Here is a 24,207-nt window from a genome sequence, read left to right on the forward strand (position 1 = left end):
AAGAATCTCAATTAACGTGGGATCCTTCCTTCGTCAGGATGACAAAAAGATACTGGAATATGTCCGTGGTCATCTGTCTAATCAGTTCTATCCGTGTTCCCTCAACAGCCTTTAAAAAACTCCAAAACCTCCTTCAGTAATTTATCCCGGCTTTCAATATGGCTCATGTGCCCGTAGGGGTAAGTAACCAGCTTTTTATCGGTGCCCTCGATCTGGTCGGCGTGCTCATCATAAATAAGGCTTTGGTCTTTTTTGCCCAAAACCAAGAGAACAGGATAGGGCGCAAAATGCAATATCACCTCACGGTCTTTACGGACTTTCATTCCCTCCAGCGCTGCAACAATTCCCTGCAATGGGGTCTTGAGCGCTTCATTACGCAATGCATCAATTTCAACGGCAAATTTCTCCCTGTTCTCTTCGCTGAAAAGATTGGCTATAGACAGGCGTACAAACCCCTCATAATTCTGCTTAACGGCTTTAATTGCACGTGTCCGGTTGGCTTTGCGTTCCTCGCTGTCAGCCCGTGAAGTTGAGTTTTGCAACACTATCCCCTTAACCATTTCCGGGTACAATTCGGCGAAAGCTAAAGCTACATACCCACCCATCGAATGCCCCATGAATATCGCCTTACGGATGCGCAGCTCATGCAGCACGAATTGAACGGCATCTGCCATATCTTCCATCGTGTGGATGTATCCAAGACACTCCGTCTGCCCATGCCCAAGCAGGTCGATAGTAATAACGCGATACTTTTTGGCAAACTCACCCGCAAAGAAATCCCACATGGTGCTGTTCTCCAAAAAACCATGCAGCAGCACAATAGCGGTGCCCTTCCCGGTATCGGAATAGGTGAGATTTATATTCTTGTAGTTTAAAAGTTTCAAGTTTAAGGTTTAAAGTTGCTCACTCTTGAAGCAGGACGATGTCGATGGTACAAAAATAAAGGTTATTAAAGAAATTCCGTGTTATAATAAACAAAAAAACAGTCCGCAAATGCACGGACTGTAATGTTATCAGCAGGAGTAGGCAACTTTAAACCTTAAACTCTAAACTTTCGAACTAGGCGTTCATCAACTCTTCAATCTCCTCCACTTCAATAGGAATATTTCGCATCAGGTTGAACGGCTCGCCACTGGCTTGTACCACAACATTATCCTCAAGACGGATACCAAAACCTTCCGCAGGGATGTAGATGCCCGGTTCTACGGTAAACACCATATTGGCCTGCATCGTCTCAGCTAAAAGTCCGTAGTCGTGCGTGTCCAGCCCTAGGTGGTGTGATGTGCCGTGCATGAAATATTTTTTATACGCCGGCCAAGCAGGGTCTTCGTTCTGCACATCGGCTTTGTCGATCAGGCCAAGGCCCAGCAGCTCGGAGGTCATTACTTTACCAACTTCTACATGGTATTGTTTCCAAAGCGTTCCCGGCACCAGCATTTTGGTTGCCTCGTTCTTTACGCGGAGCACAGCGTTATAAACGTCCTTCTGCCTTTGCGTATAGCGCCCCGAAACCGGTATGGTACGGCTGAGGTCGGAAGAGTAATTGGCATATTCGGCGGCAACATCAAGAAGGATCAGTTCGCCGTCCTTGCATTGCTGGTTGTTTTCGATATAATGCAGCACATTAGCATTTTTACCCGAAGCGATGATTGGCGTATAGGCAAACCCTTTAGAGCGGTTACGCACAAATTCGTGTATCAGCTCGGCCTCGATCTCGTATTCCCAAACGCCCGGCTTAACAAAGCCCAACAGGCGGCGGAAGCCTTTCTCGGTAATGTTGCAAGCATTCTGAATCAAATCCAGTTCTTCCTGTTCTTTAACTGAGCGCAGCCTTTGCAGTATCGGGTTGCTTTTGGCTACCTGGTGCGCAGGGTATTTATCCTTCCACCATTTAATAAAACGGTCCTCGCGCGTTTGCGTTTCCACGGCAGAGCGATAATGCTCATTTGTATTGATGTACATGGTGTCGCAGTAGGTCATTACCTCAAAAAGCGTTTTTTCAAAGTCCTTTAGCCATACAATATTTTTGATCCCGGATACTTCGGTAGCGCGCGCCTTGGTCAGTTTCTCGCCTTCCCAAATGGCAATATGCTCGTTAGTTTCCCGAAGGAACAATATCTCACGCAGGTGCTCATAAGGCGCATCAGGGCACAGCAGCAATATGCTTTCCTCCTGGTCGGCGCCGCTCAGGTAAAAGATATCGCGGTGCTGCTGGAACGGTATAGTACTGTCGGCGCTTATAGGGTAAATGTCATTGGAATTGAATACGGCAACGCTTTTCGGCTTCATTTCGGCCATGAACTTTTTACGGTTCTTAATGAAAAGGGTGCTGTCTATCTGGTGGTATTTCATGATATAGCTTTTTGTTTGGACATCAAAAATAGGAAGATTATTGGGAAAATGTCCTCTACTGGATGTTGGTTATTTGATTATTTTTATAGAAAATAAATAGTCGATGAGATGTTTAGTTATAATGATATTATTCCCAGTAATGCTTTTTGCCCAGGAGAGCATTTATAAAACCAATTTACAAACCTTTGATAATTGCCCAACTTGCCGTCCGAAAGAGAAGATAGAAGGCCCGATAACAGAATGGATGGACAAGGATATTCGGCATATTCACCAAATGTTGAACAAGGTCCCGGGACTTTTGCCGACAATAGATAGTTATCGTGAAATATTTCCTTCATTGCTTTCGGCTAATGGAAATGTGAGTACTGAAAGGATACCGCTTCCAGATCAGCTTGAATATATAAGGCATCAGGTTTACGGTGGCTATGGGAGTATTTATGCCAACGTCTTGGTCTTTCACGACAATATAATATATTCTGAAGTTTCCATTGTTGCGAACAATGATCTTTTCAGGGATTATTACCTGAAAGAAATAACTGTTCCCCTACAATGTTCAGGCGATACGATGTGGTGGGACCGTATCTATGATGATAATGTATCGCTTTATAGGAACGTGCATCCGGATTTCTTATGGGAATTGGAAAATAATAAGCGATATGAGCCCCGCGAACTGACGATTTTTTATAATATGAATACGCCACAATATCTTAGTAAAGAAGGTACTATATATCATGTAGATGGGGATTATATTTATTTTGCTGAATTGAACCTGAAGTACCTTTTAGAAGAGAAGAAGTATAATATCATTGAGAAGCTATTGTTCTCGGTAAATCCGGTTGGAAGGATGTATGCTTGTGCTGCGCTGGATTCCGTTGTACTACATAAAGGTTATAAGCCAGATAGTAAGATACAAACGCAAATGGCCATTATACGTGAGGGCGGGATGCGATTTGATTCAGGGATCATAAGCTGTTGGGTCAACAAGTTTGAATATGACCATTTTGATCTGGTAAAGAATAATCCGTTTATGTAATTATGATTTCCTTTATCTTTATATGTCAATAATTTACAAATGAAACGCATAGCAATATTACTTCTGGCAACACTTACCCTCACGAGTTGTTCCTTAATGCGCAGGGAAGACCGTATGGCCCGCAGTGGCGATGTCCTCAACCGCTTTTCGCGCACTGTGCTTGTTGCGGAGCGATCCGAAAAAATGGCGCTGTACAAGCTCAAGCTCAGGAAAAATGGGACTTTTGTGTTTCGGGAGAATTTTCTCGGAGTTAACGCCTCCTACTATTGCGGCCGCTACTACCTTGAAGGGAATGTGCTGCTGCTCGAATTTGCCGAAGGCCGCCAGCCTGCCGAAGTAGACCGGGTGATGCTGGTTACCGCCAAAAACGGCATGCCTTATTTTAAAGGAGTCCATAATGGTATGTACATAAAAACAACCAATGACCTTAATGATGCGGTAAAGTCGATTAAAGAAGAATTAAGCTTTAATCCACCCACTCATAATATCGCGCCCCAAGCAAATTCGGGTTTTGCTTTTCAATATGATGAAGCACCCATTCGTTTTTAGCGTGAAGTATGCTCTTCTTCAACCCCTTTTTATGCAGTTGCAGATAAGTTTCAAAACCGATCTCATGGCTTTCGCCTAATATTTCAAAGAGCTGCGTTTTATCAACAGCTTCTTTCCAGCCCGGCTGAATTGTCCCTTCGAAAACTTTCGACTTCGAGCCGCTGCCATATGCCAGGAACCCTAATTTCTTACCGGAAATATCATTGCCGTTTTTCGAAAATTGGCTTAAAGCCGAAAGCAGCCCCATAAAGATAGAGCCCGTGTATAAATTCCCGATCAGCGATGATGCTGTCTCGGCCATCTGCAATTGTTGGTTTACAAAATCCCTGTATGCTTCCGATTTGGCGATCTCCTTTACTTTATTCTGATGATCCGAAGATTCCTCATTGTCGGTAAGCAGGGGAGTAGTAGCATCAAGCGCGAAAATTTCCGCAAACATCCTGCGTCCCTGGAAGGCGTAGGGAAGATGCAGGAGTATGGCTTCCCAGTTTTCATATAATGATCCTTCCGTTTTCGTCATTTCCTTAAACCGGAAATAGGCCTCTCTCGTCCTGTCAGTATAGCATTGGTTGGAATATTGCCCATCAAAAACAGGCTGGTCTTTATGGATCTCTATTTCTGCTTCTAATACATCATGCCACGGCTCATTTTCGGTAGTTCCGGTTATATCGCTTTTCGAAAAAGAACGATAGGGTTTGAAAAAATCGAACACGCCTTTGGTGCTTACCGCAAATTCGCCTGAAAAGGAGATGATGCGCGGATCGACAGTAACCAGCATTGCCAATGCCCCTGCGCCCTGTGTGTATTCGCCCGTCGATTCCAAATCGTACTTTGCAATATCGGTAGTCACAACAATAGCTTTCTTTTCAGGATTTAGCCTGACGAAATCCAGGCAATTGTGCAGCGCATCCACCCCGCCAATACAGGCGAACGTAATATCGAGCGTGTCGCAATGTGATAATATACCCTCGCCAAATTTTTGTTCCATGAGCGAGACCAGGAACGACCCGATAGGCTTTGAGCTGTCGATGCCGCTCTCGGTGCCGACATATATCCGGTCGATCGCTGTAAGGTCAATATCATTTTGGATGATAAGCTTTGTCAATGCGTTAGCGCCAAGTGTCACCACATCCTGATGCACATCCGGCAGGGTCATTTTAAATAGTCCCAATCCCTTTTCGAGTTTTTCAGGGTCAATGCCGCGGGCATTCGCCAAAGTGGTTATAGGGAGGTGCAGTTTAGTAACATCAAAAGCGATGGCATCAATTCCAAAAGTCATGGTAAAGTTGTTTTGAAAGGTAAAATTATAAAGCTTCAACGGTAAAAAGCCAAACAACTTTCAGGCAGAATGAATTTTTAGGAATTATAAAGAAAAGAGACACTAAAATTTCCGATTTCTCAAATTTACAATACGTAAATTACACCCCAAGGACACATTCCGGCAGAGTGGGGCTGGTCCCCTCTCCTTTGCTTCGCCAATTCGGTCTTCAGCCCCGTGTGGAGAGGGGTTGGGGGTGAGGCCAGAAATCCTTACTTTTACCCCGCAAATCAACATCCCAATGAAACTCCACATACTCCTTACTACGCTTTTCATATCCGCATTATCCCTGGCCCAGGAGGGTCAGCCCTACCAGCTTTATACCAAAGAAGGCAAAAAAACCACCTATAAAAAACTCCTGAAAGCTGCCGGAGATACGGAGGTTGTGCTGTTTGGCGAACACCATGACAATTCCCTTATCCACTGGCTCGAACTGGAACTGGCAAAAGGGCTGTCGGAAACCAAACCGCTGGTGCTTGGTGCCGAAATGATCGAAGCGGACAACCAGAAACAGCTTGACCAATACCTGCGCGGGGAGATCGACCAAAAGGCATTCGACACGCTGGCGCGCCTTTGGCCTAACCACAAGACCGACTACAAGCCATTAGTGGATTTTGCTAAAGAAAAGAACTATCCGTTTGTGGCGGCCAATGTTCCGCGCCGCTTTGCCAGTAAAGTTTATAAAGGCGGATTCGAAGCGCTTGACGGGCTTACAGCCGAGGAAAAATTCTGGGTAGCGCCATTACCCATTGCCTATGATGCCACGCTGCCCGGCTATGTAAAGATGATTGAAATGTCGGGCGGCCACGGCGGCGACAACCTCCCGAAGGCACAGGCAGTAAAAGATGCCACGATGGCGTATTTCATTGTAAAGAACCTGAAGCCCGGCACCATATTCATTCATTACAACGGCACCTACCACAGCGATAATTTCGAAGGCATCGGCTGGTACCTCAAAAAAGCGAAACCCGGCGTAAAGGTCATTACCATTGCTGCGGTATCCCAAAAAGATATTTCCAAATTGGAAAAGGAAAACCAGAACCTTGCTGATTTTATACTGGTAGTAGATGAGGATATGACGAAGACGTATTAGCAAGTTTTCAGTCACAGTCGCAGTTTTCAGGCATGCAGGTTCTGAATTTACGACAATGGACACAGAGTTTTTTCACACGGTTCACACAGCTTTGTGTCCATTGTGCAGGTCTTAGTGAACCTTGTGGTTAAATTTTCGGCAGTCGCAAGAAAATCCGTGGTCATCCGCCTAATCCGTGTCATCCGCGTTCCATTTCTCGTAGAAATTATCGTAATTTGGGTTTTCCAAAAGATCATCAACCAAAAAATTCTATTATGTTTCAAATCAGGACAAAAGCAGCAGCCGGGATAGCGGTATTACTACTAGCAGGGCTTGCGATAGGCTGCGGTTCCGCATCCAAAACAAAAACACCCGATGCGGGATTATGGGTAACCATGCCCGACAGATCAGCGATGCTCCAACAGCAACCCGTAACCAATGACCCGGCCACAAGCCATATCCGGCTTACCATAAACCCTGAAGTGAAATACCAGGAAATGGATGGTTTCGGCTTTACCCTGACGGGCGGCAGCGCTATGCATATTTCCAAAATGGACAAACAGTCGAGGGCAGAACTTTTGAAAGAACTTTTTGGTACCGGCGCAAATGATATCGGCGTGAGCTACCTGCGCATCAGCGTTGGTGCATCCGACCTTGACGAACTATTGTTTTCCTATAACGATCTGCCTAAAGGAGAAACCGACGAGAACATAGACCGCTTTTACCTTGGTTACGACAAAAAATACCTTATCCCGGTGCTACAGCAAATACTGGCAATAAGCCCGAAGATAAAGATCCTCGGTTCTCCATGGTCACCACCCGTATGGATGAAAACCAATGGCGATACCCGCGGCGGCAGCCTGAAACCGGAATACTATCCGGCTTATGCCAAATACCTCGTGAAGTACATTCAGGAAATGAAGGAGTATGGCATTACCATTGATGCGCTCACCGTGCAGAATGAGCCGCTGCATCCCGGCAACAACCCAAGCCTGCTGATGGAGGCCGCCGACCAGAAAGTATTTGTGCGGGATCATTTGGGGCCTGCCTTCAAAAAGAATAACATAAACACCAAGATCATCATCTACGACCACAATGCCGACAGGCCCGACTATCCTATATCTATCCTGGACGACAAAGAAGCGGCTAAATACATAGATGGATCAGCATTCCACCTGTATGGCGGGACGGTAGATGCCATATCGAAAGTGCATACGGCGCACCCCGACAAGAATTTATATTTTACTGAGCAATGGGTAGGCGCACCCGGTGATTTTGCCAAAGAGCTTACCTGGCATACCGAGAACCTGAGTATCGGCGCGCCGCGTAACTGGTGCAAAACTGTATTAGAATGGAACCTTGCCGCCGATGAAAAGCAGGAACCGCATACCGACAGGGGTGGATGCGACCGCTGCCTTGGCGCTGTAACTATAACAGGAAACAAAGTGACCCGCGAACCCGCCTATTACATCATTGCGCATTCGTCCAAATTTGTGAGGCCGGGATCGGTGAGGGTAGAATCGAATATAGTGGAAGGCCTTCCTAATGTAGCCTACAAAACCCCTGGCGGTAAAATCGCAGTGCTGGTTCAGAACACCTCTGAATCGGACAAAACAATTGATGTTGCTGCCGGCAAAAAGAAAACGACCATAACGCTAAAAGCCGGGATGGTGGCTACGCTGGTGATGGAGTAGATATACGGTTTATTAATTCCCTACGGGAAATTAAGAGCCGGTGTGGAAACTTTGGCTACCGAAATTAGTTCCCTACTGGGAAGTATTCCTATCGCGTAGCGATTTAATTTCGGTAGAAGAATGCGTGTTTGCGTTGGTTTCCCATAGGGAATTAATGAACCACCCACAATGATAAAATTCGTGAAATTTGTGTAATTCGTGGCAAAAGAATCTATGAAAATATCTCTCATTCAAACCTCCCTTACCTGGGAAGACCCGCAGGCCAACCGCGCCAATTTCGAAAGGCTCATCAACAGTATCGGGCAAACCGACCTTATCCTGCTCCCCGAAATGTTCGCAACGGGGTTTACCATGAAGCCGCAAGCTGTGGCAGAAACCATGGACGGAGAAACTATTGCATGGATGAAGGAAATGGCCGCTGCTAAGGATTGTGCCATTACGGGAAGCCTCGTTATTGAAGAGAATGGCAGGTATTACAACCGCCTTGTTTTTGTGTTCCCGGGCGGTGATATACAAACGTATGATAAGCGCCACCTGTTCACACTGGCGGGCGAAGACAAAGCCTATACCGCCGGGACCGAAAAACTGATCGTGGAATATAAAGGCTGGAAAATATGCCCTTTAGTGTGCTATGACCTGCGCTTCCCGGTCTTTGCAAGGAATGTTGAGCAATACGACCTGCTGCTGTATGTTGCCAACTGGCCTTCGCCAAGGGTATTTGCGTGGGATACGCTGCTAAAGGCACGTGCCATAGAGAATATGTGCTATGTAGCGGGACTTAACCGGATTGGTCACGATGAGAACGGGCATGCCTATCCCGGGCATTCTCAGGTATTGGATTGCCTTGGCGGAATTATAACTGATGCTTCGGGTAATGAAGGTGTTTTTACGGCGGTGCTTGATAAGGAAAGCCTGCTGGAGACCCGTAAAAAGTTTGGGTTTTTAAACGACAGGGATAGCTTTACCCTCCGAGATTAAAGGGTTGCTCTACGTCCCAGTTCTCCCGTACATCTACTTCTTTCGGGAAATAGATCACCTCTTCGGGCTGGCGCCTGTCAGGATAATAGCCACTGTCCCACTCGCGGTTCTTATTATTGTCGTAAATAACCCGTAAAAGGTATTTATCGGGGAGTATAGCATCGAAATTAATCTGCGTTTCCCCCTCTGAATAATAGGAAGCCTGAACCTCTCCTTTGACATTGGTGATTTCCAGTAGTAACGGGAATCGGTTTACATTTTGCAGTTGTATTCGCAGGTTGCCATATTCGGCATACGTTTTTGTAACGATGGTGTATTTTAAGGAATCGTTCTGCGTACCGTAATAATCTATAAGGGCCCCCGGCAACATCCTGAAACTATATCTCTGGCTCTCTTCTTTTACAAAATCGAACTCCAGTTCCTGCTTAAATTCGTCATACGCATAAGTAAACGGTACAGCCAGTGAGTCTTTGTTGATAAGGGTTATCTTGCTATTGTCAATAGTAACAAGCGGTGTCGACGGCTTCAGTGTGAATTTTTCCCGGAAATGGAGCCCGCCTTTCTGCACCGCCTCGATTTTTAGGGAATCGGCGGTTTTGAGCTCTTTAAATTTCATGACAAAATCCTTTACCGAGTCACGGTGGGTTACCTGCACCTGAAGCGAGTCGGCTTTAATGCCCCGCGGTATCCATACATTCACCGAATCTTTGTCGGGTACTTTTGTGACCAGTGACCGGATATCTTCGGCACCGTTCTTCACCTTTACTTTTATCCCTCTCGCATCGCCCTCATAGCCCACAAAGAATCTGTTGGATGTCTCAAGTGATGGCTTGAAAGGCCTGAATGGTGGCGTTTCCTGGAAAAGTTCCAGCTGGTAGCCGGCAATAAGGCTGTCCGGGACATTTACTATATCATTCAGAAATGCTATCTTGTCGGTCTTAGGGTCGTATTTGTAATTATTGTTCTTATCCTTCAGTGCAAAAAGGTGGTATTTACCCTCTTTAATATTTTCCAGTGAAAAACTAACCATACTGTCAAGCGTGTTGGTCACATACCTTGGGCGCTCTTTGTAAATCGTAGAATCGTTAAAGGTTTCATTGGCCTCATACATCATAATCGTTACAAAATTGTCTGTTTCCAGAGCGTAAGCATCTTTTATAGTCCCTTTTAGCGAAAGTGAGTCGATGTATGCACCTGTAGAAAATATGAATTTGAACTGCGAATACGGATTGCCTTCGTTATTGTCGGTAATACTTTGCCCGAAGTTAAAACTGTACGTCGTGTTTTCCTGTAGCGTATCCTTGATCTTTATATTGATGAATTTACTGGCGCTCCCGGCAGGTACTATTTCCGGCGTGTACTTCATCGGCGGAGAAATGATCAGCTGTTTGTTGATGTCTTTTATCTTGATGTACTCGTTAAAGTCGATATGAATCTCTTTGCCTTTAAAATCGGTGCTCATGTTGCGTGGTGAGCTTCCTGTAATGGTAGGGGGTATCGTGTCTTTTGCCCCGCCGGTGATGCTGCCGCGTTTGGCACATCCGGTAAGGGAAAGTGAAATGAGCACTATATAAAGGAAAAATCTACTTTTCAGCATATTGAATTCTTTGACAGCACAAAATAACAATTATAATTGATGTTATTGAAATGTTTATTCAAGAAATTCTATATAACGATTAGTAAGGACATCTCATAAGCATTTCTTTAAGGCGATTTCTTAATTTAATACTGCCCATACAATCTAATATGCTTAAATTATCTAATGCTGGTATTTTTTGAAATATTATTTGATTGCAATAGGCGTCGCCATAAATTCCAACAACGGTTGCTGAAATATCAGTTTCGTTATTTAGTTGTTTTAATAAAATTTGCTGTGACGGTGAATTAGTCCAGTCATTCATATATAAGGCTGAAAACATTCTCCACGCTTCTTCTGTATAATATTGCTCTAAATTATGCATTTACTAGGAGTATTTATGAATGCGCATAAGCCATAGTCACAATGCTGACCTTAGCGCCGGGGATTTTCAGCAGTTCCCGCCCGCAGGCTTCCAACGTCGACCCTGTAGTGATAACGTCATCGATGAGTAAAAAGTGTTTTTCTGCATCTGCATCCGTATAATTGATATCGAAAGCGTTGGCTATGGCGGCACGTGCAGCAAGGTTCTTTTTTGTCTGGGTTTGGGTATGCACTTTCTTTACCAAAATAGCCTCATTGTAGTTTTTGCCCAGCCCTTCGGCTAAAGCTTTCCCGAATTCCGTTACCTGGTTGTAGCCGCGCTGGCGTAATTTTTTCGGGTGCATCGGTACCGGAATAATGTCGGTAACATCTTTAAGCGCTTCCACGGTTTTAAGGTCTTCGGCATACAATTGCCCTAAAAAGCGGCCTACATCCTGCTGCCTGCGGTACTTCAGGTTGTGTATCATCTGCTGCACCATGCCTTCTTTATGGAAATACACAAATGCCGAAGCATGTTCCAGCGGCAGCCTCCCGTAGAACTTTTTGAAGGTCTCATTCTCCGGGTTCAGGTGGTGTAGCGTAAAAGGCATATCGTGGCGGCATGCGGTACAGATAACATCTTCACTTTCCAGCAACAGTCCGTCACAGCCATTACAGGCTTTCGGGAAGAGGAGGTTGAAGAGGGAGCGGAGCATTATATTGCTTTTTGGATAAAGATATAAAACTTTTTATTTCTGTAACACCAGCCTGATTTTCTGTATAAATTACTGCGCTTATATAGTTAGGTTTTATATTTTTGCACCACTATGGCAAAACAAGAAGATCAATTTAAGAATGTTATTTCGCACGCTAAGGAGTATGGGTTCATTTTCCAGTCCAGCGAAATATACGATGGTTTAAGCGCGGTGTACGACTACGGGCAGAACGGCGCAGAGTTAAAGAAGAACATCAGGGAATACTGGTGGAAGAGCATGGTGCAGATGCATGAGAACATTGTGGGGATTGATGCCGCGATATTCATGCACCCTACCACATGGAAGGCTTCGGGGCACGTGGATGCGTTCAACGACCCTTTGATAGACAACAAGGATTCCAAAAAAAGATACAGGGCGGACACGCTTATTGAAGATTATGCCGAAAAGCTGAACCAGAAAGCCCAAAAGGAAATAGAAAAAGCACGCGCGCGTTTTGGCGATGCCTTCAATGAGGAGGAATTTGTTACGACCAATGCCCGTGTGATGGAATATAAAGCAAAGCAACGCCAGATACTGGAGCGTATGGCTGCATCATTGGGCAGCGAGAACCTGGCCGATGTAAAAGCCCTAATCGAGGAATTGGAGATCGCCGACCCGGAAACGGGTTCGCGTAACTGGACCGAAGTAAGGCAGTTCAACCTGATGTTCGGTACCAAGCTGGGCGCGGAGGCTGCCAACGCAATGGATCTGTACCTTCGCCCCGAAACGGCGCAGGGTATCTTCGTGAACTTCCTGAACGTGCAGAAAACCGGACGTATGAAAATACCTTTCGGTATCGCGCAGACGGGCAAGGCTTTCCGTAACGAGATCGTAGCCAGGCAGTTCATCTTCCGTATGCGCGAATTTGAGCAGATGGAAATGCAGTTCTTTGTGCGCCCGGGTGAAGAAATGAAATACTATGAGTACTGGAAAGATACCAGGCTGAAATGGCACCTGTCACTTGGCCTTGGCAGGGAAAATTATCGTTTCCACGACCATGAGAAGCTGGCGCATTATGCCAATGCCGCTGCCGATATCGAGTTCAACTTCCCGTTTGGGTTTAAAGAACTTGAGGGAATCCACTCCCGTACCGACTTCGACCTTAAGGCACACGAGGAGCATTCAGGCAAGAAACTCCAATATTTCGATACCGAACTTAATGAGAACTATGTGCCGTATGTAGTGGAAACCTCTGTCGGGCTTGACAGGATGTTCCTTGCGGTATTCTCCACAGCATTAAAAGAAGAAACTTTGGAAGATGGCTCTGTACGTACGGTACTAAGCCTTCCATCGGTACTGGCACCTACAAAAGCTGCGGTACTGCCATTGGTTAAGAAAGACGGCCTCCCGGACGTGGCACGCAAGATAATAGAAGACCTTAAATGGGACTTTAACGTGGCGTATGATGAGAAGGATGCCGTTGGCCGCCGCTACAGGAGGCAGGATGCACTGGGCACGCCTTTCTGCATCACGGTAGACCACCAGACGCTCGAAGATGAGACCGTGACCATCCGCCACCGCGACAGCATGAAGCAGGACAGGGTAAAAATATCTGACTTGAGAAGCATCATCAACGAAGAAGTTTCGGTACGGAACTGGCTGATGAAGATGTAATATAATAACGCCTCCGGAAGGGGGCGTTTTGTTTTAACGGCAGATATGAAAAAAATAATTTTCTTTGTTGCAGTTTTATTCTTCACATGCTTTTCTGTTATAGCACAGGACGGCAGTATCCTATTTTGTAGAGATGGCAACAAAACTGTTCGCCTTGAATTCGAAACGGGATTTCCCTATCTGAAAAGAAATAAGCCCACAAGACTTAAAATTTATGTTGAGAATATCGATCTTAAAGAGTCTGCAGTCGTTGGCAAAGGTATAAGGCCTTTAGGTAATAGCCATAAGGATGAATTCTTTTTATGCTCAGTAACCGTTAATAGGGAAAGCGTAGTAGATGGTAAATTTTGAGATACGATTCAGGTATCTTTTTGCTGAGGATGATTATAGGGTATGCACATTTTTAATTCCTGTAAAGCAGTAATGGTACCTGTAATATTTGCAGTAAAACTGTAATGTTTAGGGATAATTTCATAAAAACATTCCTGCCGAATGCTTTTTTTGTGTCAAAAATTTACCCTTAATTAGCGTCCTCAAAAAAAACCAATTAGCTTTTATGAAAAACAAATTCCTATCCGCCCTTTGCCTGACGGCAGTGCTTGCTTTTACAAGCTGCAGCGATGATTCGTCAGATGATTACAACAATGCCAATAACGGCGAAAAAAAATACATTACCCATGTAAGCGTGATCCCGTCCAGCAGCGATGAAGTTGCATCCTCTTTAACCGTGGTCTATGATGCCAACGGAAGGGTGACCAGCGCTACTGACGGTGAGGAAACCAGCATGTTCGCTTATGAGAATGGCGGTCTTGCCAACATTAGCGGAAGCAACGATGTACTTACTACCAGCGACCTTTTTGTTGACGCGTACGATGGTTACGAATTTGGCGAAGTGCTTGACTATGACACCCACGGCAACCCGATTAAGCTTAGGCTTTTTGAAAGGGATTATGACGGGACGGTCATGGCAGAATATACTGCCGATATTACGTACGACCAAAAACCAAACCCGTTCTTCGCTACGCTTGAGGCGGCAGGAATAATTGAAGTGCTGGACAATATCGACCTTAACTTCAGCGCTACGCCACAGGCAGAAGAGCTTATAAAAGCCAAATTGCTGCTTCCTGTAAACAACCCGAAAAAAGTGGTTATAAAAAATGAGGCCGGTGAAGTACAAAGCCAGGTGGTTGCAGATTATGTATATAACAGTGCAAACTATCCTACAACGGCTACGTTTACAAAAACAGGAGGTGAGGATGGGACTCACATTTATGCTGCTACGTATACATACAAATAGTAATTTCTACAAGATCCAAAAGAAAGTCCCGGCGCGAGTCAGGACTTTTTTTATGTTTTTATAAGGCGTATGCGTAACTTCAGGAGCAATGCCAGGCACAGCAGGAAGTCAACGGCATAATAAGGCAGTACGATATAATCGAAGAATACCCTTGGATCCTTTAAAATTAATGGGAGCAGCAACAGCCCAAAAAGCAATGCTTCCAGTATAAGGGTCATTTTGCGCGGAAAAGGCTTTTTCAATATAAGTCCGGCAATCAATAAAGCCCCGAGCCAAAGCGGCATGTGCAGGATAAACCCGTGAACATAAGAACTGACCTTACTGTAAGAACCCATGGGTTGACTATAGGCCATTGCCGAGACGAAAAACAGCGAATAGGCCAGTACCGCTGTTAAAAAGACCAGGAGGCAAAACGTAAGGAAGTTTTTATTTTCAGGTTTCATGCTATAAATATAGGAATTTACACAATATAAATACAAAACATCAAATCCTTGCACTTTCTATATAGTATCTTGTACTACAGTATCCTGTGAGTATTATCTTATACTTTTAAAAAAGGTTGGTTATTCTTTTGTAAAGAGGTTTTCACAATAGAAATTAATTCTATCTTTGAAAAAATTTAACATTTAAGTATGCTGTTCAATTCTTACGAATTCGCGCTGTTCCTGCCCATAGTGTTTGTGCTGTATTGGTTTGTCGCCAATAAGAACCTGAAGCTTCAAAACGCTTTACTCGTTGTAGTAAGTTATGTTTTTTATTGCTGGTGGGACTGGAGGTTTGGCTTCCTTTTGGCATTTTCAACATTATTGGATTTTTATTCAGGTCAGGCTATCGAAAGGAGCACGTCAAAGGCAAATAAGAAACTTTGGCTTATTATCAGCGTAGGGATCAACCTGGGCTTTTTATGCTTCTTTAAATACTACAACTTTTTTGCCGAATCTTTTGCCGAAATGCTGGAAATGATGGGCTTCACCGTCCACATGAGCACTTTGAATATTATATTGCCGGTTGGTATCTCCTTCTATACATTCCACGGATTATCCTACGTTTTTGATATATACAACGACAAAGCCAAACCGGTTGATGACCTTGTTACCTATGCGGTTTTTGTAAGTTTCTTCCCCCTCCTTGTCGCCGGGCCTATAGAACGTGCATCGCACCTTTTGCCGCAATTTATGGTAAAGAGGAACCTTGATTACAACCGTGTTATTGACGGCAGCTTCCAGATCGTATGGGGGCTTTTCAAAAAGATAGTTATTGCCGACAGTGCAGCTTCCCTCGTAGACGGCATCTTTGGCGATGAGGTGGCTTCAGGCAGTATCAGGGCGCTTGGCGCGGTGTTGTTTGCCTTCCAGATCTATTGCGATTTCTCAGGATACAGCGACGTTGCACTGGGTGTGGCGAAGTTTTTCGGCATAAGCCTCATGACCAACTTCAAATACCCTTATTTTTCCAGGGATATTGCTGAGTTTTGGAGAAGGTGGCACATATCGCTCTCTACATGGTTCAGGGATTACCTGTATATACCTTTAGGTGGCAGCAAAGGCGGTACGTGGATGAAAGTAAGGAATACCTTTATAATATTCCTTGTGAGCGGTTTTTGGCACGGGGCCAACTGGACATTTGTATTCTGGGGATTCCTTAATGCACTGTACTTTTTACCATTGCTCCTCACCAACCGTAACAGGAATAACCTGGAAGTTGTAGCGGCCAATAGCGCCCTGCCAAGCGTAAGGGAGTTTTTTGGTATCCTGATCACATTTATACTAACGGTATTCGCCTGGATATTCTTCAGGGCCGCATCGATGAAAGCTGCCTTTACTTATATTGGCCAGATGCTGCAGCCGTCACTCCTGAAATTCCCGAAACTGAAGGGTGCCGACAATACAACGCTCCTTATTGTTGTACTGATGATCATCATAATGCTTTCTGTAGAATGGCTATACCGCAGGAGAGAATATGCTTTTAACGGCATATACCTTAAAAAGCTTCCGTTGCAGCTGTTCATCATTATGGCGCTTGTATCCCTTATCTACCTATTTGGTGGAGAGCAGGCAAGTTTTATTTATTTCCAATTCTAAAAATACCTCCCGATGAAAACAACTATTGTCCGCCTGCTTACCTTTTGCTTTGCAGCTTTTGCTACAGTAGTGGTGCTTACCTATGCCCAGCCTTTTTTTTACAGGAAATTCAACAGCAGCGATAAGCGTTTCCTTACCCTGCTGGATAACGTTCATAAAAAGGATGATAATATACTGGTATTTGGCGACAGCCGTACGGTGCTGGGCGTCGATACAAAAAGGGTTAAGGCAAAGCTGGGCACGCCGGCTGAAATATACAATGTAGGGAACTTTAGCCAGGACATGTACCAATCCGGCTATTTCTACGGAATGGTAGGGGACAACACAAGGATGGTGGTTCAGTGTACCACAACGGCATTTTTCTCTAAAGACAAGCCGGTTGATATCCCTGATGCCAAAACAATACCAATGTTCCTTAGCGGCTACAAGCTCAACGACGCTACAAGGTCGGTAATGGGTAACACTAAAAGCTTTTTCGATAATTCCGACTTTGAGAATAATTTGAAATCGAGGGTGTATTTCGAGAACTATATCACGACTGCCATCAGGCCTTTACTGGATAATGAGAAATATGACGAAGGCAGGATCATGGACCCGTATTTCCCGCATATCTATGTGGAACAGCGCTCTCCTAACTACCCGGTTCAGCCTATCGGGTGCGATAAGTACAAGCCGCAATCGAAGCCGGTTTCGCAGCTGGCCTTCCTGAAAAGGGCACGCGATTATTTTAAAAGCAAAAACATTAAATATGTAATGGTACTGATGCCTATCAATCCGGACGATTGCGATAATGCCGCGGGATACAGCGCGGAGTTTGCAAAAATGATCCGCAGCGAAGTAGGGATCGATGTGATCGACCTTACCACACTCGTTAAAGTCCCTGATTTTTATGATGCGGTACACCCCAACCACAAAGGGGCCGAAATAGTTTCTGATGCTTTTGCAGCGCAGTTAAAACAACTGGTTCCGGAAAAGAAATAGTTAGAAAGTAAAAAGAATGAAAATGCCGCATTGAGCTTAGTCTAAATGCGGCATTTTTATTTTTGAGTATTCAGGTGTTGAGTATCCGTTACAATTGGCAACCCGAAACCCACAACTCCAAACCCGGAACTAAATAACTATTCCTCTTCCTGTAATGCATTCCATCCCCTTGCTTTCAAAGGGATCTTGGTATTGGCACGTGTTACGAGGTGGATGCCTTCGCTTTCCTGTGTCATGTGACCAATGATCGAGAAATTTGGGTTGCCCTTTATCTTTTCGAAATCCTCCATACGGATGGTAAATAGCAGTTCGTAATCTTCGCCGCCGTTGATAGCCACCGTAGTGCTGTCGATATTGAACTCCTCACACACATTGATCAGCTGCGGATCGAGCGGCAATTTGTCCTCATACAGATTACACCCTACGCCCGATTGCTTGCACAGATGGATGATCTCTGACGATAGCCCGTCCGATACATCGATCATCGAAGTAGGTTTTATCTCCAGCGCTTTCAGCAGTTCCTTCACGTCCATACGGGCTTCCGGTTTCAGCTGGCGTTCTATTAAGTAGGTATAGGCATCAAGGTCGGGCTGGTTGTCCGGGTTCACCTGGAACACCTGCTTTTCCCTTTCGAGCACCTGCAGCCCCATATAGGCCGAACCCACATCGCCGGTAAGTACCAGCAGGTCGGTATCCGTTGCGCCCACGCGGTAGGTAATATCATCCTCGTCAGCTTCGCCAATGGCGGTAATGCTCAGGATCATCCCTTTTTGAGACGATGTTGTGTCGCCCCCGATGATGTCTATGCCATATACTTTGGCAGCATGCTTAATGCCGTCATACAGCTCGTCTAAAGCCTCTACGGGGAAACGGTTGGATACTGCTATCGAAACCGTGATCTGCGTTGGTTTGGCGTTCATGGCACAAATGTCGGATACATTCACCACAACGGCTTTGTAGCCGAGGTGCTTTAGCGGCATATAGGCCAGGTCAAAGTGTACGCCTTCAATAAGCAGGTCGGTCGATACCACCACTTTCTTATCCTTAAAATCGAGCACGGCCCCATCGTCCCCAATGCCTTTTATAGTCGTTGGCTGGTTGATCTCGATATTTTGGGTAAGGTGCTCTATAAGTCCGAATTCGCCCAGGTTAGAAAGGCTGGTGCGCTGCTGGTTTTTATCTTCTATCATTTCTTTTGAGTTGCAAAGTTTAAAGTTGCAAAGTTACAAAGTTTAAAAGTAGGAGCAGGGGAAAGTTTATGATAACGCGATAGTAGATACACATTGAATGTGTATCGCATAGTTCATGGAATTTTATATTAATATATTAGACACATTAAATGCGTGTCTCAACTTTTACAGTCTTTTTACGACTTCATCCCAATCTAAAAGGCGTTCAGGATTTTTTTTAGCATTAGCAATCCTGTCTAATACTAACCGCTGATGTTCAGGAGGTATTGGGTTTTCTTTTTTCATTATGCTTTGAATTTACGGAAAGCTTGGACAAAAAATAAGAGGCCATTGGCCTCTTATTCATCTCTTTTTATTAAAGAAGATATTTCTTGTACCATCTTATTAATTTCAAATTGTTTCAAATTAATAACATAAGTTGGTTGTAATGATTCGATATATTGTTGGCAAGTGACTTTTTCACTACAGCAATTGCAGCTGTAACTAATAGAATGCGAAGGTTTTACCTGCGCATCCAATTTAATAACTTTGATATTTTTTTCAGTATTGTGGCTCATTGGTTTGACGATCTATTATCCTTTGGGCTGCTTGTGTTTCTAGAAAAATTAGTGCCTGCAAAGATATATTATTAATTGGGTTCAGTTTCGTTTTGTCAAAATTGTTTACCAGACTTTTTCCTAATCTTTTTCTGTTTCTATTTTGATTAAAAAAAGTTAAATACCTACGTGGCGCAACACCATCAAACACTAGTAATTGTACTTTATTGTTTACCTTTTCATTCTCAGTAATTGAATCATCGTGTAATTCTGGAGCTTTACTTTTTATATAAGGCTCAATATAAATGACTTTTTTTATTCCAGCAGCAATAATGTGTCTTGCACAATTATGGCAGGGATAAGTTGTACAATATAATACGCCGCCTTTAATTTTATTCCCGTCCAAATTTCCTGCATTTATTATAGCATGCATTTCCGCATGTACAGATCTAGAAAACTCTATTAGATTTCTAATGCCAGATTTATCTAATCTTTCTTTTATAAAATTAGATAAATTTTGTATTATACCAAAATATTTTGAAGAATCAATTTCGCTAGTACCCTGTAAAATTTTTTCCAAATCAATTGTATTTTTGAAGTCTTCAATAATATAATTGACTAAAGAACTTTTATTAAAATCATTATGACACTGCCCTGTAACAAAACATCTATTATCATTAGGGGATTCACTAGTATATAAATTTCCGCCATATTTTGGAACGTCATTCCAGCCTGTTGAAAGTAAATTGCCTTCACTGCAAGTTATAGCTGCTCCAACCTGACGAGATAAACAAGCAGAATTAACTGAAGCCGATTTTGCTTCATACATCGCTCGTTCATGTGTTGTTGGAGATTCTAATCCATAGCCAAATAATAAATTGATGTATCTTCTTGTTTTTTTATGAATATCTTTTTCGGTATTTTGATCCACCCTAAGAAAAAAATCCGCATTTACAAATACTTCCCTCACTTGTTGTCCATAAGGATTTTCTTCATATTGATCCTTATGTATCAGGGTTTCTGCCTCTTCTCGGCTTAAGGAGGGTATAGATAAATTGTTAATTCGTTCTTCTATAGGAGTATAAATACTCATCAAATAGAAGATGTCTCTATATACATCTTTAAATGTGTTTAGTTCCTCAGTGTGTTTGATAGAGTCAATTATATAACATATGCGTCTAGATTTTATCTTACTAAAGTCTTTTTCATCTTCTACCAGATAATGTTTTTTCTTTTCATGCGCAATCTGAGTGATTGCTAAATTAGCCAAATAATCTTCTCCAAAATTTTCTCTAAGCTCATTTCCAGTATCAATTTTAGAAATTAAATTAGTAAACCTTTCTGTCTTGCCGACTTGAGGTGCTGAAGAAGTCTGTTGGTTAGTAATAAAATCACTCAGCTTAATGATCTTCACAATATAATTAAATTCTTTAAGATATTTTTCTATACTGCTTATCACTAAATCCTTTTTTGCACCAATTTGAGAGCAAATCCCGATAACAATCTCATCTGTTAAAGTTTCTTTGACTCTTTGAGAAGTACTTCTGTTATAATTTACATTTTTATTTTCGTTATTTGCTAATTTACGCGCTTCCATATTTTAATTGGTTATTTGTCAAATATATAATTTTTTTGTTAAATACTTAATATTAACAAAAAAACCCGCAACACCTCTGCTACGGGTCTCTCATCTAAAATCTCTCATCTAAAATCTATTCGTCTTTCTCATGCTTGTTCTTCATTATCCAGTAGAAGAAGTTGGGGAATATCAGCAGGGTAAACAGCGTTGCGGTAACCAGTCCGCCGATGATGGCAACGGCAAGCGGTTTTTGCGATTCGGAGCCGATACCTGTTGAGATCGCAGCCGGCATAAGGCCTATCGCTGCCATAAGCGCCGTCATGACCACGGGGCGGGTACGGCTTTTTACGCCCTCAATGACAGAGGAGGCCAGGCTCATTTTCTTTCGCAGGTTGGAATGGAACTCTGAGACGAGTATCACGCCGTTCTGGATACAAATGCCCAGCAGCGCAATAAAGCCCACCCCAGCCGAAATGCCAAAGTTAATACCCGTGATCTGTAAGGCCAGTATACCGCCGATGATGGCAAACGGGACATTGACAAGCACCAGCAGCGAATCTTTTATATTGCCGAACATGATGAACAGCAGCACAAATATCAGCACCAGCGAAATCGGTACTACCTGGGCGAGCTTGGCGCTGGCACGTATCTGGTTCTCGAACTCGCCTGTCCAGCCTATGGTGTAGCCCTGGGGCAGTTTCATGCCTTTTACACGGGCCTGGGCATCGGCAATGGTACTGCCCAAATCACGGTCACGCACCGAGAATTTCACCCCGATGAACCTCTTGGTATTGTCGCGGTATATAAACGCCGGCCCGGTAGCGGTATTCAGCGATGCGATCTCCTTGAGCGGAACTTTGGTGCCTCGCAGGGTAGGGACCATAAGGTTCATGATGTCTTCTTCATCCTTGCGGTAGTCCTGCCTGTAACGCAGCCTGACATCAAATTTTTTCTCGCCTTCATATTTCTGTGTCGCGGTTTTGCCGCCTATCGCCATTTCTATAATGCTCTGGGCATCGCTTTTCTGCACGCCGTAGAGCGCCATTTTTTCTTCGTCGAAACGGATGCTTATCTCCGGCTGCCCTACGTTGCGCAGGATGCCAATATCCTTAATGCCATCTACGTGCCCTATTTTAGCGATCACCTCATTGGCAAGTTTATCGAGCGTTTTCAGGTCGTCCCCATAAATTTTCACTGCGTTGCTGGCATTCATACCCGCCACGGCTTCGGCTACGTTATCAATAATAGGCTGCGAATAATTGAAGTTGATCCCCTGGAAGTTTTTCAGCTTTTTGTCCATTTCTTCCACCAGCCCGTCCATCGTAATCTTGCGCTTCCATTCTTCTTTCGGCTTCAGGTTCACTTGCATCTGCACATAATAGAAACCGCTTGGGTCGGTACCGTCGTTGCTGCGGCCCGTTTGCGAAAGCACGCCGTTTACTTCGGGAAAGGTTCGCAGTACTGTACGCAGTTCGGCCACGCGGTCTACGGTTTCGGTAAGCGACTGGCTCATAGGGAATTTGGCCTCCACCCAAAGCGCACCTTCATTCAGCGGCGGCAGGAATTCGGTACCCATAAACTTTGCCGACACCAACGTAAGCCCCAGGATAACCAACGACACAATGAACGAAACCTTTTTATGCCTAAACGTAAAGCCCAAACCTTTGGCTACCGAATTATTGAAAAACTCCACGAATATGTTGTGCTTTTCCTTTACATTTTTATTTAAAAGGATGGAGCACAATACCGGTACCAGCGTAAGCGTGAAGATAAGCGCGCCAAGCAGTGCAAAGCCCAGTGTCCAGGCAAGCGGCGAGAACATTTTGCCTTCCACTTTTTCAAAAGAGAAAATAGGGAGCAGGGCAGAGATGATAATCAGCTTGCTGAAAAAGATAGCCACTCCCAACTTGGAACCGGTTTTACGTATAAGCCCCAGTTTGGCCAGCTTGTTGAAGCGCTTTTCGCCCACGTTATGCTGCAGTTGGTCGAGTGCGACAAAGAGCCCCTCGACCATGACGACGGCACCGTCTATGATGATGCCGAAGTCTACTGCACCAAGGGAAAGCAGGTTGGCGCTCATGCCCTTGAGCCTGAGGCACAGGAAGGCAAACAGCAGCGCCAAAGGTATAATGATCGACACGATGACCGTGGTACGCCAGTCGGCCATGAACAGGAATACGATCAGGGTAACGAGCACGATCCCTTCGACAAGGTTGTGCGTTACCGTATGGGTACAGTATTCCATGAGGTTGTCACGGTCGTAAAAGGTAACCATCTTTACATCCTTAGGCAGCACATTGTCCTGCACATAGGCGATCTTTTCTTTAAGGGCAGTGAGTACTATCGACGGGTTCTCGTTCTTCCGCATCACTACAATGCCCTCAACCACATCGTCATTGTCGTCAAGCCCTACCTGGCCCACGCGTGGCACATTGCTTTCCACCACTTTTCCAATATTCTTGATGAGGATGGGGTTGCCGTTGTATTGGGCGACAATGGTATTCTCTATATCACTGATGCTTTCCAGAAGCCCGACACCGCGCACCACATAGGCCTGGCCGTTCTTCTCGATAACATCGCCTCCCACATTAACGTTGGCTTTGCTAATGGCATCATAAACCTGCGGCGAACTGAGTTCGTATTTTTGGAGCAGGATAGGGTCTATCTCTACTTCGTAGGTTTTTTCGCGCCCACCAAAGGCCACCACATCGGCCACGCCGGGCACGGAGCGCAGCTGGCGGTCGATCACCCAGTTTTGCAGGGTAAGCAGGTCGCGGGTATTTTTATCCTTGCTTTGCAGCGTATACCGGAATATCTCTCCGGTGGGCCCGTAAGGAGGCTGCACATCGGGCTCTATGCCTTCGGGCAACTCTACATTGCGCAGCTGGTTGTTCACCTGCTGGCGCGCAAAGAAGTCGTCTACATCATCGTCGAAAATAATTTTTATTATCGAAAGCCCGAACATCGTGATACTGCGCACATTGGTTTTCTTTTGTACGGAGTTCATCGAGATTTCTATAGGAGAGGTTACAAAGCGCTCCACTTCCTCGGCACTGCGGCCTTCCCATTGCGTTACAATGATTATCTGGGTATTGGTAACATCGGGAAATGCTTCAACCGGTATATTTTTATAACTGATAACACCTGCTATCACTACAATAGCTACCCAAAAAAAGGTAAATAGCCTATTGCGAAGGGAAAACCCTATTATATTCCTTATCATTTTTATCATGGCTGCT

Annotated in this window: 20 protein-coding genes; 10 read left to right on the forward strand and 10 right to left on the reverse strand. The window is 44.4% G+C overall.

Annotation, left to right across the window (positions count from 1 at the left end; translation table 11 throughout):
• Positions 1–101 precede the first annotated feature (101 nt).
• Both AAEO56_RS13140 and AAEO56_RS13145 read right to left on the reverse strand, forming a co-directional pair.
• Positions 102–884: an alpha/beta fold hydrolase gene (locus AAEO56_RS13140; protein ID WP_341697528.1), complete on the reverse strand. Its 783-nt coding sequence runs from the start codon at positions 882–884 to the stop codon at positions 102–104.
• A gap of 175 nt (positions 885–1,059) precedes the next feature.
• Positions 1,060–2,352: an aminopeptidase P family protein gene (locus AAEO56_RS13145; RefSeq protein ID WP_341697529.1), complete on the reverse strand. Its 1,293-nt coding sequence runs from the start codon at positions 2,350–2,352 to the stop codon at positions 1,060–1,062.
• A gap of 274 nt (positions 2,353–2,626) precedes the next feature.
• On the opposite strand from AAEO56_RS13145, the gene AAEO56_RS13150 reads away from it, so the two are divergent.
• Positions 2,627–3,385: a hypothetical protein gene (locus AAEO56_RS13150; protein ID WP_341697530.1), complete on the forward strand. Its 759-nt coding sequence runs from the start codon at positions 2,627–2,629 to the stop codon at positions 3,383–3,385.
• 39 nt (positions 3,386–3,424) lie between these two features.
• Positions 3,425–3,934, forward strand: a complete 510-nt coding sequence (locus AAEO56_RS13155; RefSeq protein WP_341697531.1) for a hypothetical protein — start codon at positions 3,425–3,427, stop codon at positions 3,932–3,934.
• Here AAEO56_RS13155 and AAEO56_RS13160 read toward each other — a convergent pair.
• The gene (locus AAEO56_RS13160) at positions 3,852–5,213 is read right to left on the reverse strand and encodes a hydroxymethylglutaryl-CoA synthase family protein (RefSeq protein WP_341697532.1); all 1,362 of its coding nucleotides are present in this window, start codon (positions 5,211–5,213) and stop codon (positions 3,852–3,854) included. The two genes, AAEO56_RS13155 and AAEO56_RS13160, sit on opposite strands and share 83 nt — an antisense overlap.
• Before the next feature lie 280 nt (positions 5,214–5,493).
• Here AAEO56_RS13160 and AAEO56_RS13165 point away from each other — a divergent pair, with 280 nt between their 5' ends.
• The 3 genes from AAEO56_RS13165 (at position 5,494) to AAEO56_RS13175 (ending at position 8,996) form a co-directional block, all read left to right on the forward strand.
• The gene (locus tag AAEO56_RS13165) at positions 5,494–6,345 is read left to right on the forward strand and encodes a ChaN family lipoprotein (protein WP_341697533.1); all 852 of its coding nucleotides are present in this window, start codon (positions 5,494–5,496) and stop codon (positions 6,343–6,345) included.
• Positions 6,346–6,599: 254 nt separating this feature from the next.
• Complete coding sequence (locus AAEO56_RS13170) at positions 6,600–8,018, forward strand: glycoside hydrolase family 30 protein (protein ID WP_341697534.1); 1,419 nt, start codon at positions 6,600–6,602, stop codon at positions 8,016–8,018.
• A gap of 213 nt (positions 8,019–8,231) precedes the next feature.
• A complete protein-coding gene (locus tag AAEO56_RS13175) occupies positions 8,232–8,996 on the forward strand; it encodes an amidohydrolase (protein WP_341697535.1) in 765 nt (254 codons plus the stop codon).
• Here the strand turns inward: AAEO56_RS13175 and AAEO56_RS13180 are convergent.
• The 3 genes from AAEO56_RS13180 to AAEO56_RS13190 all read right to left on the reverse strand — a co-directional run bounded on the left by AAEO56_RS13180 (position 8,980) and on the right by AAEO56_RS13190 (position 11,651).
• Positions 8,980–10,593: an Ig-like domain-containing protein gene (locus AAEO56_RS13180; protein ID WP_341697536.1), complete on the reverse strand. Its 1,614-nt coding sequence runs from the start codon at positions 10,591–10,593 to the stop codon at positions 8,980–8,982. The two genes, AAEO56_RS13175 and AAEO56_RS13180, sit on opposite strands and share 17 nt — an antisense overlap.
• Before the next feature lie 79 nt (positions 10,594–10,672).
• The gene (locus AAEO56_RS13185) at positions 10,673–10,957 is read right to left on the reverse strand and encodes a hypothetical protein (protein WP_341697537.1); all 285 of its coding nucleotides are present in this window, start codon (positions 10,955–10,957) and stop codon (positions 10,673–10,675) included.
• 13 nt (positions 10,958–10,970) lie between these two features.
• A complete protein-coding gene (locus tag AAEO56_RS13190) occupies positions 10,971–11,651 on the reverse strand; it encodes a ComF family protein (RefSeq protein WP_341697538.1) in 681 nt (226 codons plus the stop codon).
• Between the two features lie 111 nt (positions 11,652–11,762).
• Here AAEO56_RS13190 and AAEO56_RS13195 point away from each other — a divergent pair, with 111 nt between their 5' ends.
• From AAEO56_RS13195 to AAEO56_RS13205, 3 genes are all read left to right on the forward strand, one after another.
• Positions 11,763–13,304 (forward strand): glycine--tRNA ligase, encoded by a 1,542-nt coding sequence (locus AAEO56_RS13195; protein ID WP_341697539.1) that lies wholly within the window; start codon positions 11,763–11,765, stop codon positions 13,302–13,304.
• A gap of 45 nt (positions 13,305–13,349) precedes the next feature.
• The gene (locus AAEO56_RS13200; RefSeq protein WP_341697540.1) at positions 13,350–13,655 is read left to right on the forward strand and encodes a hypothetical protein; all 306 of its coding nucleotides are present in this window, start codon (positions 13,350–13,352) and stop codon (positions 13,653–13,655) included.
• 205 nt (positions 13,656–13,860) lie between these two features.
• Positions 13,861–14,601 (forward strand): hypothetical protein, encoded by a 741-nt coding sequence (locus AAEO56_RS13205; protein WP_341697541.1) that lies wholly within the window; start codon positions 13,861–13,863, stop codon positions 14,599–14,601.
• A 50-nt stretch (positions 14,602–14,651) separates the two neighbouring features.
• On the opposite strand, the gene AAEO56_RS13210 is transcribed toward AAEO56_RS13205, so the two are convergent.
• The gene (locus tag AAEO56_RS13210) at positions 14,652–15,044 is read right to left on the reverse strand and encodes a hypothetical protein (RefSeq protein WP_341697542.1); all 393 of its coding nucleotides are present in this window, start codon (positions 15,042–15,044) and stop codon (positions 14,652–14,654) included.
• 189 nt (positions 15,045–15,233) lie between these two features.
• On the opposite strand from AAEO56_RS13210, the gene AAEO56_RS13215 reads away from it, so the two are divergent.
• Together AAEO56_RS13215 and AAEO56_RS13220 are read left to right on the forward strand one after the other, a co-directional pair.
• Positions 15,234–16,682: an MBOAT family O-acyltransferase gene (locus tag AAEO56_RS13215; protein WP_341697543.1), complete on the forward strand. Its 1,449-nt coding sequence runs from the start codon at positions 15,234–15,236 to the stop codon at positions 16,680–16,682.
• Positions 16,683–16,694: 12 nt separating this feature from the next.
• A complete protein-coding gene (locus AAEO56_RS13220) occupies positions 16,695–17,663 on the forward strand; it encodes a hypothetical protein (protein WP_341697544.1) in 969 nt (322 codons plus the stop codon).
• Positions 17,664–17,800: 137 nt separating this feature from the next.
• On the opposite strand, the gene thiL is transcribed toward AAEO56_RS13220, so the two are convergent.
• The 3 genes from thiL to AAEO56_RS13235 form a co-directional block, all read right to left on the reverse strand.
• A complete protein-coding gene (gene thiL, locus AAEO56_RS13225) occupies positions 17,801–18,853 on the reverse strand; it encodes a thiamine-phosphate kinase (RefSeq protein ID WP_341697545.1) in 1,053 nt (350 codons plus the stop codon).
• A gap of 540 nt (positions 18,854–19,393) precedes the next feature.
• The gene (locus AAEO56_RS13230) at positions 19,394–20,986 is read right to left on the reverse strand and encodes an anti-phage dCTP deaminase (RefSeq protein ID WP_341697546.1); all 1,593 of its coding nucleotides are present in this window, start codon (positions 20,984–20,986) and stop codon (positions 19,394–19,396) included.
• Between the two features lie 115 nt (positions 20,987–21,101).
• Complete coding sequence (locus AAEO56_RS13235; RefSeq protein WP_341697547.1) at positions 21,102–24,200, reverse strand: efflux RND transporter permease subunit; 3,099 nt, start codon at positions 24,198–24,200, stop codon at positions 21,102–21,104.
• Positions 24,201–24,207: the final 7 nt, after the last annotated feature.

The sequence above is a fragment of the Flavobacterium arundinis genome (assembly GCF_038289855.1).
GTDB classification, from domain to species: Bacteria; Bacteroidota; Bacteroidia; order Flavobacteriales; family Flavobacteriaceae; genus Flavobacterium; species Flavobacterium arundinis.

Excerpts from the sequence above, each read along its gene's own strand:
- AAEO56_RS13195 (WP_341697539.1), top strand. The coding sequence starts at position 11,763 with ATGGCAAAACAAGAAGATCAATTTAAGAATGTTATTTCGCACGCTAAG.
- AAEO56_RS13145 (WP_341697529.1), bottom strand. The coding sequence starts at position 2,352 with ATGAAATACCACCAGATAGACAGCACCCTTTTCATTAAGAACCGTAAA.
- AAEO56_RS13235 (WP_341697547.1), bottom strand. The coding sequence starts at position 24,200 with ATGATAAAAATGATAAGGAATATAATAGGGTTTTCCCTTCGCAATAGG.
- AAEO56_RS13165 (WP_341697533.1), top strand. The coding sequence starts at position 5,494 with ATGAAACTCCACATACTCCTTACTACGCTTTTCATATCCGCATTATCC.
- AAEO56_RS13170 (WP_341697534.1), top strand. The coding sequence starts at position 6,600 with ATGTTTCAAATCAGGACAAAAGCAGCAGCCGGGATAGCGGTATTACTA.
- AAEO56_RS13200 (WP_341697540.1), top strand. The coding sequence starts at position 13,350 with ATGAAAAAAATAATTTTCTTTGTTGCAGTTTTATTCTTCACATGCTTT.
- AAEO56_RS13190 (WP_341697538.1), bottom strand. The coding sequence starts at position 11,651 with ATGCTCCGCTCCCTCTTCAACCTCCTCTTCCCGAAAGCCTGTAATGGC.
- AAEO56_RS13185 (WP_341697537.1), bottom strand. The coding sequence starts at position 10,957 with ATGCATAATTTAGAGCAATATTATACAGAAGAAGCGTGGAGAATGTTT.
- AAEO56_RS13220 (WP_341697544.1), top strand. The coding sequence starts at position 16,695 with ATGAAAACAACTATTGTCCGCCTGCTTACCTTTTGCTTTGCAGCTTTT.
- thiL (WP_341697545.1), bottom strand. The coding sequence starts at position 18,853 with ATGATAGAAGATAAAAACCAGCAGCGCACCAGCCTTTCTAACCTGGGC.
- AAEO56_RS13205 (WP_341697541.1), top strand. The coding sequence starts at position 13,861 with ATGAAAAACAAATTCCTATCCGCCCTTTGCCTGACGGCAGTGCTTGCT.
- AAEO56_RS13215 (WP_341697543.1), top strand. The coding sequence starts at position 15,234 with ATGCTGTTCAATTCTTACGAATTCGCGCTGTTCCTGCCCATAGTGTTT.
- AAEO56_RS13160 (WP_341697532.1), bottom strand. The coding sequence starts at position 5,213 with ATGACTTTTGGAATTGATGCCATCGCTTTTGATGTTACTAAACTGCAC.
- AAEO56_RS13180 (WP_341697536.1), bottom strand. The coding sequence starts at position 10,593 with ATGCTGAAAAGTAGATTTTTCCTTTATATAGTGCTCATTTCACTTTCC.
- AAEO56_RS13155 (WP_341697531.1), top strand. The coding sequence starts at position 3,425 with ATGAAACGCATAGCAATATTACTTCTGGCAACACTTACCCTCACGAGT.
- AAEO56_RS13230 (WP_341697546.1), bottom strand. The coding sequence starts at position 20,986 with ATGGAAGCGCGTAAATTAGCAAATAACGAAAATAAAAATGTAAATTAT.
- AAEO56_RS13150 (WP_341697530.1), top strand. The coding sequence starts at position 2,627 with ATGTTGAACAAGGTCCCGGGACTTTTGCCGACAATAGATAGTTATCGT.
- AAEO56_RS13175 (WP_341697535.1), top strand. The coding sequence starts at position 8,232 with ATGAAAATATCTCTCATTCAAACCTCCCTTACCTGGGAAGACCCGCAG.
- AAEO56_RS13210 (WP_341697542.1), bottom strand. The coding sequence starts at position 15,044 with ATGAAACCTGAAAATAAAAACTTCCTTACGTTTTGCCTCCTGGTCTTT.